Consider the following 7,765-nt stretch of genomic DNA (forward strand, 5'->3'; position numbering starts at 1 on the left):
AAACGGACACGCCGCTTTTGTACTAAGTATCTCATTTTTAGTGCAAAAAATCAATCCAAAACTTATGCACATTACACACTTTCTGCTTTATACACAGTTTATTTTTATTAATTTTGTATAAAACCGACAAAAAAAGAAGTGCCATACTATATTTCTGTAACACTTCTTTTTGCTTTAATATAAAGTTTTATATAACATGTTTATCAAAGTATTCTTTTGCCTTCTCTTTATCCATCTTAAAATAACTTATAAGCTTCTCAATTATCTGCTCTTTTGTCTCCCCATCCTTTATAAATCCGTCTATCATCTCATCAACTGCTTTTCCAAATCCACTATCATAACCACTATCATAGCCTTCCTTATAGCCCTCTTCTATCGCAATCTTTCTTTCGTTCTTCATATGCAATTCTTCATTATACTCAGTCAATATCATCCGACACACCTCCGCTCGCTGTTTCTGCAATATATCTTTGAGTATATTATTACTTATTGCTTCATCTATTGCAAGATTTATCGCTGCATTTATATCATATTTTTTCAGATGCTTTCTTACAAGTCTTACAAACTCCGAATACTGATAAAGTTTATCGCATTTTTTCATAAGTTCCTCATTATTACCTATGTTTATATTAAGCATTGTAGCTGTAAGTTCAAGGCAGGGTTTCATTTCTTTCTGTTCTAATTCATCACTTTGCTGTGCCGAATATTTAAAACATTCAGATAGCCTCAATTCTTTCTTTTCCGGTTCATTCTTTGTACCGTTATAAAAAATTATATATCGTGGAACCGGCAGATTAATCTGCTTAGTTGAATAAACGTCCAGCTTATTCTTCTGAATATATCCACTATATAATTCAGCAAAATATATCAACCCTCTGACGGGCATATTCGGATTATAGGAGCTCTGGTGTTCATAAAGATTCATCTGATGTCCGAACAAAAATGAGACATCATTTTTATAAGAAAGATATACTATATCTTCAAGAGTTGTTATTTCTAAAGAATCAATATTACTATAATTTGTATTATTAACAGCATTATATAGACTTAACAAATCATATGGGTTATTAAAAATAAAACGAAATAATGCATCCTTATATTTAGTATTAGTATAAATATTTTTTATCAATAAGCAAATACCTCCATAATGTATACCCAAAATCATATGAATTCAAATGTTTTTATAGTATATATTATACGCAGTATATTTCACATGTCAATAGTTTTATCTACAATTAATATATATTTATAGATTAAAAAAAGGATTACACCGGCGAACCAATGTAATCCTTCAATCATCTTAAAATTATTGCTTATTCTACTGTATATGGAAGTAAAGCAATATGACGAGCTCTCTTTACAGCTACTGTAAGGGCTCTCTGGTGCTTTGCACAGTTACCTGTAATTCTTCTAGGAAGAATCTTTCCTCTTTCAGAAACATACTTCTTTAATAAAGCAACATCTTTATAATCTAATGCCTTGTTTGCATCAGCACAAAATGCACATACTTTCTTTCTTCTGCGCATTGGTCTTCTTCTCATCTGACCTTCTGGTCTCTCAGCCTTCTTTTCTGGCATATCAGTTACCTCCTGTTTTAATTAAAAGGCAAACCTTCATCCTCTACGCCATCCGGAATATTCATAAAGCCATCACCTGCAGGTGCTGCCGGATTACTTCTTGATGGTGTATACGCAGCTTCGCTGCTTGCTGCTGAAGCTTTGCTCTCTGCGAATTCCTGGTCGTCAACGACCACATCAGTCGTGTAAACTCTCTGTCCGTCCTTATTTGTGTAACTTCCTGTCTGAATTCTTCCGCTCACAACAACCTTAGTTCCCTGATGAAGATACTTCTCAGCGAATTCTGCTGAACGAGCGAATGCAACACAGCTGATAAAATCTGCTGTCTGCTCATTACTAGATTCATTACTTCTTGTACGTCTTCTGTCTACTGCTAATGTATATCTTGCTACTGCCATAGAACCTTCACCGCCCTGTGAATAACGGACATCAGGATCTCTTGTCAGTCTTCCCATTAAAATCACTCTGTTCATACTTATTCTCCTCTTCTATAAAAGAGTTGTTAAGCCAAACGCGAACTAATTATTCTCCATCTTTAACGATTAAGAATCTGATTACGTTCTCCATGATACGAATTCTGCTCTCAACTTCTGCTGGGCAAGTTGCTTCTGCCTCAAACTTAATGAAGTTGTAGAAACCTTCGCTCATCTTCTGGATATCGTAAGCAAGCTTCTTCTTCTCGCATGTGCCTGGATCTGTGATTGTACCGCCAAAACGAGTAATTAATTCCTTAACCTGCTCGATTGTAGCATTTCTCACTTCATCCTCGACGTTTGCACTTACAACTAATGCTAATTCATACTTATTCATTCTACGTCGCACCTCCTTCTGGTCTCTGGCCCTTTCTTATTCACAGTGAAAGAGCAAGGAAAAATATATATCACAAGGTCAAATTTTATCATAAAAAAAACTCAATTACAAGCCTTTTTTAAATTTTTTGTATTTTTTTCTACCATTGTGCGTGATACCATTATTTCATGTCCGCACCCTGTGCACTTTAACTTAAAATCAGCACCAACACGCAATATTTGCCATTCTGTACTGCCACACGGATGTTTTTTTTTGAGCTGGACAATATCTCCGACTTCGTAAATATATTTCATAAATACTCCATTTCTGCTTATTTAACAATCTTTTAAATTTGGGAAAAAACATTTCCCAACGCATCATGTATCAGCAAATCAGCACGTCTGTCATATGGAGTTTCTGATTTATTGATAAGTACAAGCTTATTTCCATTGTAATAATCAATCAGTCCGGCTGCCGGATATACACCAAGCGATGTTCCTCCAACTATCAACACATCAGCTTCTTTTATAAGTCTTACGGCTTCCTGTATATTTTTTTCATAAAGACCTTCCTCATACAATACGACATCCGGCTTTATTCTTCCGCCACAGCTACATTTCGGAACCCCTTTTGAATTAATAATTGCATCAATTCCATAAAACTTTCCACATCTTTCGCAATAATTGCGAAGCACACTACCATGAAGTTCAATGACATGACTGCTTCCTGCCTTTTGATGAAGTCCATCAATATTCTGTGTTATGACACCTTTAAGCTTTCCGGATTTTTCAAGCTCTGCCAGCTTAATATGTGTTGTTGACGGTTCAGCATCAGGAAATAACATTTTATTTCTGTAAAACTCAAAAAACTCTTCCGGCTTTCTTATATAAAAGCTGTGACTAAGAATTGTCTCCGGCGGATATTTATACTTCTGATTATATAATCCATCAACACTTCTAAAATCAGGAATTCCACTTTCTGTTGAAACACCTGCTCCACCAAAAAATACAATATTATCTGAATTTCTTATCCATTTAACAAATTCTTCTACATTATTTTCCATGACATGCCTCCAATAGCCATTATTCTTCAACAACTAATCCAAGCACAAAACATCCGTTACTATCAAGAAAATCCACTTTTGATTCTGCAGACATTTCACTGTAATCTGACTGTTTAAGTAAAATTACAGACGCATCACATTTTGCTGCAATATCATAATTATCACCTGTATGCACAATTACATAATCATACTGCTCAACAAGACAATCCCTGAAATCTGAAAACTCACTGTCCAAAATGTCTGCCTTGTCAAACTCCTGAGTTTCACCAGTAAATATAATATCAAGGTTCTTTCGGTTTGTCTTGCATACAAGGTCATGGATTGCTTCATCCTCCTGAAAATAATCTGTAAATCCTTTAAGATTCTTTCCAAGCTTATATTTTGCAAGAAATATTTCTTCTGAAACATCGGCATCAACAAAGATAACTTTTTTACCTTTTTCGTGAATTACAGATGCAAGTTTAAATGCCATCAATGGCTCTCCGTGGGTTGCTATTATTCTATAATTTTTATCACATTCTTTAATAATTGCATCCACTGTATCACTATAACTGTGATGTTCTGATTCTGTCATTCCCGTAAGTTTATCAACATTTACACTAAACATCCAAACACCACCTTTACTTTTTAATAAAACCAATTACTTTTGAACTTGATTTACGCACATTACCAGCCTGCACAATCTCAGGTTCAGGCAAATCATTTATAACATCAGCATCAATTGTTTCATCCTCAGAAGCAGTTTCCTTCTCATACTCATTTTCATCTTCTGAATCTTTGACAACTTCATACTCTGCTATCGCTTCTTCACCAACATTATCTTCTGTAATATCAGTTTCTGCCACATCATCTTCTTCCGATTTCACATCCTCAGCCATATCTTTTATGTCTGCATCAGGCTCTGATTCTTCAGTAATTTCATCTTCTGTATCTACATCAGCAAGTATATCATCCTCCAGCTGGGCATCATCCTGAATTTCTTCTGATATTTTTCCATTTATCTTATCATCAGACACCATTTCTTTGGTAATCACATCGCTGTATGATACCTCTTTTATAGCATCATCGACAACTTCTTTGGTAACAGCCGCATCCATAATTGCCCTGTTTACGGCATCCTGTGCATATGTATCCATTTCTGATTTGGCAGAATATTTTCCAAATCTTCTCTCATATTCTGTCTCATCATCAGAATTATCCTCTTCCTGTTTAAATGCACCAATTGCAAATACAACTATAAGCTCTATAAATAAACAGATGGCAGCTGCAATTCCCGCAATAACCGCTGTATTTCTATAAAGTCCCGGCTTAAATGAGTTATTGCTCTCATCACCGTATTCAAGAACCTGTATAGATGATACAGGCACAATACTTGTTGTTTTTAATGCATTTTTTGCAACAGCATCTACATATGTTTTTGCTGTTGATTGGTCAGGATTTGTACATATAAGTTCAATAATATTACTGTCAGGTACAGCTTTAACTGTAAGATAAGATGCAATATCTTCTGATGTACCTGCAGTTTTCTGTGCTGCTGAAATAACAACATCACTCTTAAATACAATTGCAAAATCATTTTTTAAAGCTCCATTTTGGGCTCTCAGTGAAGCTTCATTGTCAGCCCCCGGCGTCACAACAAGTTTTGCTGTTGATGTATACATCGGTGTGATTGTGCTATTTTCAAATATATATCCTGCAATTGCAGATATTATCGTCACAATAATTAAAATAAGTGCACATCTCGAAAATTTTTTCATAAGCCTTTCAAATCTCCTTTAGTTGTATAACTTTTCAGGATATTTTCCTTCTGATATAAGCTTTCTGATTGACTCAACAACAACCGGTTTATCTTCTTTGTATGTTACGCCAAACCATTTATCATTTGTCTCAAGGACTGAAACATTTGCTTTTCCATCTTTAATAAGCTGGTCAACAACTGATGGAAGGAGATATTCACTCTTAATATCACCATCCTTTAATCCACCAAGAAATTCCTTAAAACCTTTCTCAAGTTCATCAAGAAAATCAGGTGTAAATCCCCACATATTCATTGAAACATGGCTTGCAGGATTGATTGCAACAACATTTCCATCCTTATCCTCTGCCGCTGCTCCGTCTGCTGTCTTAACAATTCCTCCGGTTTCATTTACACCTGTAAGATGTCCATCTTTATCCATTACGCAGACACCTCTTGTGACAGCTCCATTATCACTGAGAGTATTTCCAAGAATAAAACCTGCCATGCAGAATTCATATTTTCCTGAATCAGCTTTATCTGATACAAGATAATCATGAATAAGCTTAAATGCAGTCTTTCCATAGTAATCATCTGCATTAATTACAAGAAATGGCTCATTTACAACGCCCTTGCATGCAAGTATTGCCTGACCTGTACCCCAAGGTTTTGTTCTGTCAGCAGGTGCCTCAAATCCTTCCGGCAAATCATCAAGTTCCTGAAAAACATATTCGACAGGAATTACTTTCTCTATTCTGTTTCCAATTACTTCTTTAAATGTCTCAAATAAATCTTTTCTTGTAACAAATACTACCTTATTAAAACCAGCTTCCATTGCATCATAAATGGAATAATCCATTATAATCTCACCATTTGGTCCCATTGGCTCAAGCTGCTTGATTCCACCTCCAAAACGGCTTCCCATTCCGGCTGCCATAATAACTAATGTAGTTGATTTCATACCTTAAATTCTCCTCTGACTCTTTTTGTTTTATATTATCAATCCTGTTGTGGATAGTAATACCATCTTATAGCTGTAATCTTTCTATTCTGGTCTACATCAAATGCAATCTGTGCAAAATCATCATCTACTGTAGCTGTGCCATTTTTATATGGCGGTTCAAAATATGTCATCTCAACAATATATGATTCCGCTGCTTCTAATGATGTATTTCCATTAAGATTTATAAGACCATATTCTACTTTCCCTTTTGGTTTTACTGTATCTAATGAATCAATTGTATAACTTCCATATAAAAATTTGCCAAAAAGTACGGACTTATCCTGCGAATAATAATTTTTATTCATGCAGTCTGAATCTCTGTAATAAGCCTTTAATATATCGTCAAGTGTATTTCCAACCCTCAATCCTCTTGAAAATAAATCTTCATCTCTCACGCTTGCAGCTGCTGTCAAAATATATTCATCTCCAATTTTAGAAAATACAAGCGTCAAATCATTATAAGAATAAATTCTTTCTGAAACATCCGTCTGAGTTTTATCCTTTTCCTGTGAATCATAAACAACTGATGGCTCACCTAATAGTACTTTTACCTGTGATTCCGTCATTTTGTAATGAACAGCTCCAACCGTAAGGTCGTCATATGAAAACTTCTTCGCACTGCTCTGACCTAATGTCTCATATTCTTTCACTGCCTCTGTTATCTCTTCACCATCAGGTGTTATAACTGCCTCTGTCTTTCTTCCACATCCGACAATACCAACTGCGATAAATGCACCGCATAATACGGCTGCTGTCAGACGTGTACACTTTCTATTAATTTTTCTATACTTTCTCATATTATACCTTTTTTAATATATATACATAGTTTATGTTTCTGATATTATAACACATACCTTAAAATAATTAAACAAAAACACTATAATTTCATAATAACATAAACGTAAAAAAGCTGAAACCCTAATAGGATTCCAGCTTTTCAATAGAGGCGACAATCAGATTCGAACTGATGATCAGGGAGTTGCAGTCCCACGCCTTACCACTTGGCTATGTCGCCATATCTTATTGTATTCATAAATAAGAACAAAAATGACTCCAAGGGGATTTGAACCCCTGTTACCGCCGTGAAAGGGCGGTGTCTTAACCGCTTGACCATGGAGCCTTATTAAATTATAAAGGTGCTAAATCTTCAAAAGACTGTAAACATGGAAACTGCTTACAGTCTTTATAAACTCCCCGAGTAGGACTCGAACCTACGACAGCGCGGTTAACAGCCGCGTGCTCTACCGACTGAGCTATCGAGGAAAATTTCCTTGAAGAATTGCTCCTTCAAAACTGCACATTAAATATATCATCTCACATCTTTTTTGTAAAGTTTTTCTTTACACTGCTTATCCATGTCTTTTCATCCGATTACCTTTAAAGATAACTCTCGTTCTATCTCGTTGCGTTTCCTTACAAACCTAACCTCTTCGGTTAAGCCCTCGACCTATTAGTATGAATCAGCTCCACACGTCACCATGCTTCCACCTTTCACCTATCTACCTCGTCGTCTTCAAGGGGTCTTACTAACTTACGTTATGGGATATCTCATCTTGAGGGGGGCTTCACGCTTAGATGCCTTCAGCGTTTATCCCGTC

The 7,765-nt window shown here is 35.7% G+C and carries 10 protein-coding genes, 3 tRNA genes and 1 rRNA gene; all 14 read right to left on the bottom strand.

The features are described from left to right. Positions 1 to 187: 187 nt before the first annotated feature. Positions 188 to 1,129, bottom strand: coding sequence for a hypothetical protein (locus tag H8S01_RS02510; protein ID WP_186836046.1), 942 nt, complete (start codon positions 1,127 to 1,129; stop codon positions 188 to 190). A 184-nt stretch (positions 1,130 to 1,313) separates the two neighbouring features. Continuing rightward, on the bottom strand, positions 1,314 to 1,577 hold the full coding sequence (gene rpsR, locus H8S01_RS02515; RefSeq protein ID WP_021865264.1) for a 30S ribosomal protein S18: 264 nt from the start codon (positions 1,575 to 1,577) through the stop codon (positions 1,314 to 1,316). A 17-nt stretch (positions 1,578 to 1,594) separates the two neighbouring features. Next, positions 1,595 to 2,050, bottom strand: coding sequence for a single-stranded DNA-binding protein (locus tag H8S01_RS02520; protein ID WP_021865263.1), 456 nt, complete (start codon positions 2,048 to 2,050; stop codon positions 1,595 to 1,597). Between the two features lie 49 nt (positions 2,051 to 2,099). Beyond that, a complete protein-coding gene (gene rpsF, locus H8S01_RS02525) occupies positions 2,100 to 2,387 on the bottom strand; it encodes a 30S ribosomal protein S6 (RefSeq protein ID WP_021865262.1) in 288 nt (95 codons plus the stop codon). A 101-nt stretch (positions 2,388 to 2,488) separates the two neighbouring features. Further along, positions 2,489 to 2,680 (bottom strand): DUF951 domain-containing protein, encoded by a 192-nt coding sequence (locus H8S01_RS02530; protein WP_021865261.1) that lies wholly within the window; start codon positions 2,678 to 2,680, stop codon positions 2,489 to 2,491. Positions 2,681 to 2,712: 32 nt separating this feature from the next. Then, positions 2,713 to 3,429, bottom strand: coding sequence for an NAD-dependent protein deacylase (locus tag H8S01_RS02535; protein ID WP_186836047.1), 717 nt, complete (start codon positions 3,427 to 3,429; stop codon positions 2,713 to 2,715). Positions 3,430 to 3,448: 19 nt separating this feature from the next. Continuing rightward, positions 3,449 to 4,036: a non-specific protein-tyrosine kinase gene (locus tag H8S01_RS02540; RefSeq protein ID WP_021865259.1), complete on the bottom strand. Its 588-nt coding sequence runs from the start codon at positions 4,034 to 4,036 to the stop codon at positions 3,449 to 3,451. A 13-nt stretch (positions 4,037 to 4,049) separates the two neighbouring features. Beyond that, complete coding sequence (locus H8S01_RS02545) at positions 4,050 to 5,186, bottom strand: hypothetical protein (RefSeq protein WP_186836048.1); 1,137 nt, start codon at positions 5,184 to 5,186, stop codon at positions 4,050 to 4,052. Between the two features lie 18 nt (positions 5,187 to 5,204). Further along, on the bottom strand, positions 5,205 to 6,125 hold the full coding sequence (locus tag H8S01_RS02550; RefSeq protein WP_186836049.1) for a nucleotidyltransferase family protein: 921 nt from the start codon (positions 6,123 to 6,125) through the stop codon (positions 5,205 to 5,207). Between the two features lie 38 nt (positions 6,126 to 6,163). Continuing rightward, positions 6,164 to 6,964, bottom strand: a complete 801-nt coding sequence (locus tag H8S01_RS02555; RefSeq protein ID WP_021865256.1) for a hypothetical protein — start codon at positions 6,962 to 6,964, stop codon at positions 6,164 to 6,166. 147 nt (positions 6,965 to 7,111) lie between these two features. Next, a tRNA-Cys gene (locus tag H8S01_RS02560) sits at positions 7,112 to 7,182 on the bottom strand. Positions 7,183 to 7,215: 33 nt separating this feature from the next. Next, positions 7,216 to 7,287 (bottom strand) — tRNA-Glu (locus tag H8S01_RS02565). Between the two features lie 70 nt (positions 7,288 to 7,357). Beyond that, positions 7,358 to 7,430 (bottom strand) — tRNA-Asn (locus tag H8S01_RS02570). 167 nt (positions 7,431 to 7,597) lie between these two features. After that, a 23S ribosomal RNA gene (locus H8S01_RS02575) occupies positions 7,598 to 7,765 on the bottom strand; the annotation flags it as partial.

The organism is Lachnospira hominis (ex Liu et al. 2021), assembly GCF_014287955.1.
GTDB classification, from domain to species: domain Bacteria; phylum Bacillota; class Clostridia; order Lachnospirales; family Lachnospiraceae; genus Lachnospira; species Lachnospira hominis.

Coding starts and splice junctions, on each gene's coding strand:
- rpsR (WP_021865264.1), bottom strand. CDS start 1,577: ATGCCAGAAAAGAAGGCTGAGAGACCAGAAGGTCAGATGAGAAGAAGA.
- H8S01_RS02520 (WP_021865263.1), bottom strand. CDS start 2,050: ATGAACAGAGTGATTTTAATGGGAAGACTGACAAGAGATCCTGATGTC.
- rpsF (WP_021865262.1), bottom strand. CDS start 2,387: ATGAATAAGTATGAATTAGCATTAGTTGTAAGTGCAAACGTCGAGGAT.
- H8S01_RS02530 (WP_021865261.1), bottom strand. CDS start 2,680: ATGAAATATATTTACGAAGTCGGAGATATTGTCCAGCTCAAAAAAAAA.
- H8S01_RS02535 (WP_186836047.1), bottom strand. CDS start 3,429: ATGGAAAATAATGTAGAAGAATTTGTTAAATGGATAAGAAATTCAGAT.
- H8S01_RS02540 (WP_021865259.1), bottom strand. CDS start 4,036: ATGTTTAGTGTAAATGTTGATAAACTTACGGGAATGACAGAATCAGAA.
- H8S01_RS02545 (WP_186836048.1), bottom strand. CDS start 5,186: ATGAAAAAATTTTCGAGATGTGCACTTATTTTAATTATTGTGACGATA.
- H8S01_RS02550 (WP_186836049.1), bottom strand. CDS start 6,125: ATGAAATCAACTACATTAGTTATTATGGCAGCCGGAATGGGAAGCCGT.
- H8S01_RS02555 (WP_021865256.1), bottom strand. CDS start 6,964: ATGAGAAAGTATAGAAAAATTAATAGAAAGTGTACACGTCTGACAGCA.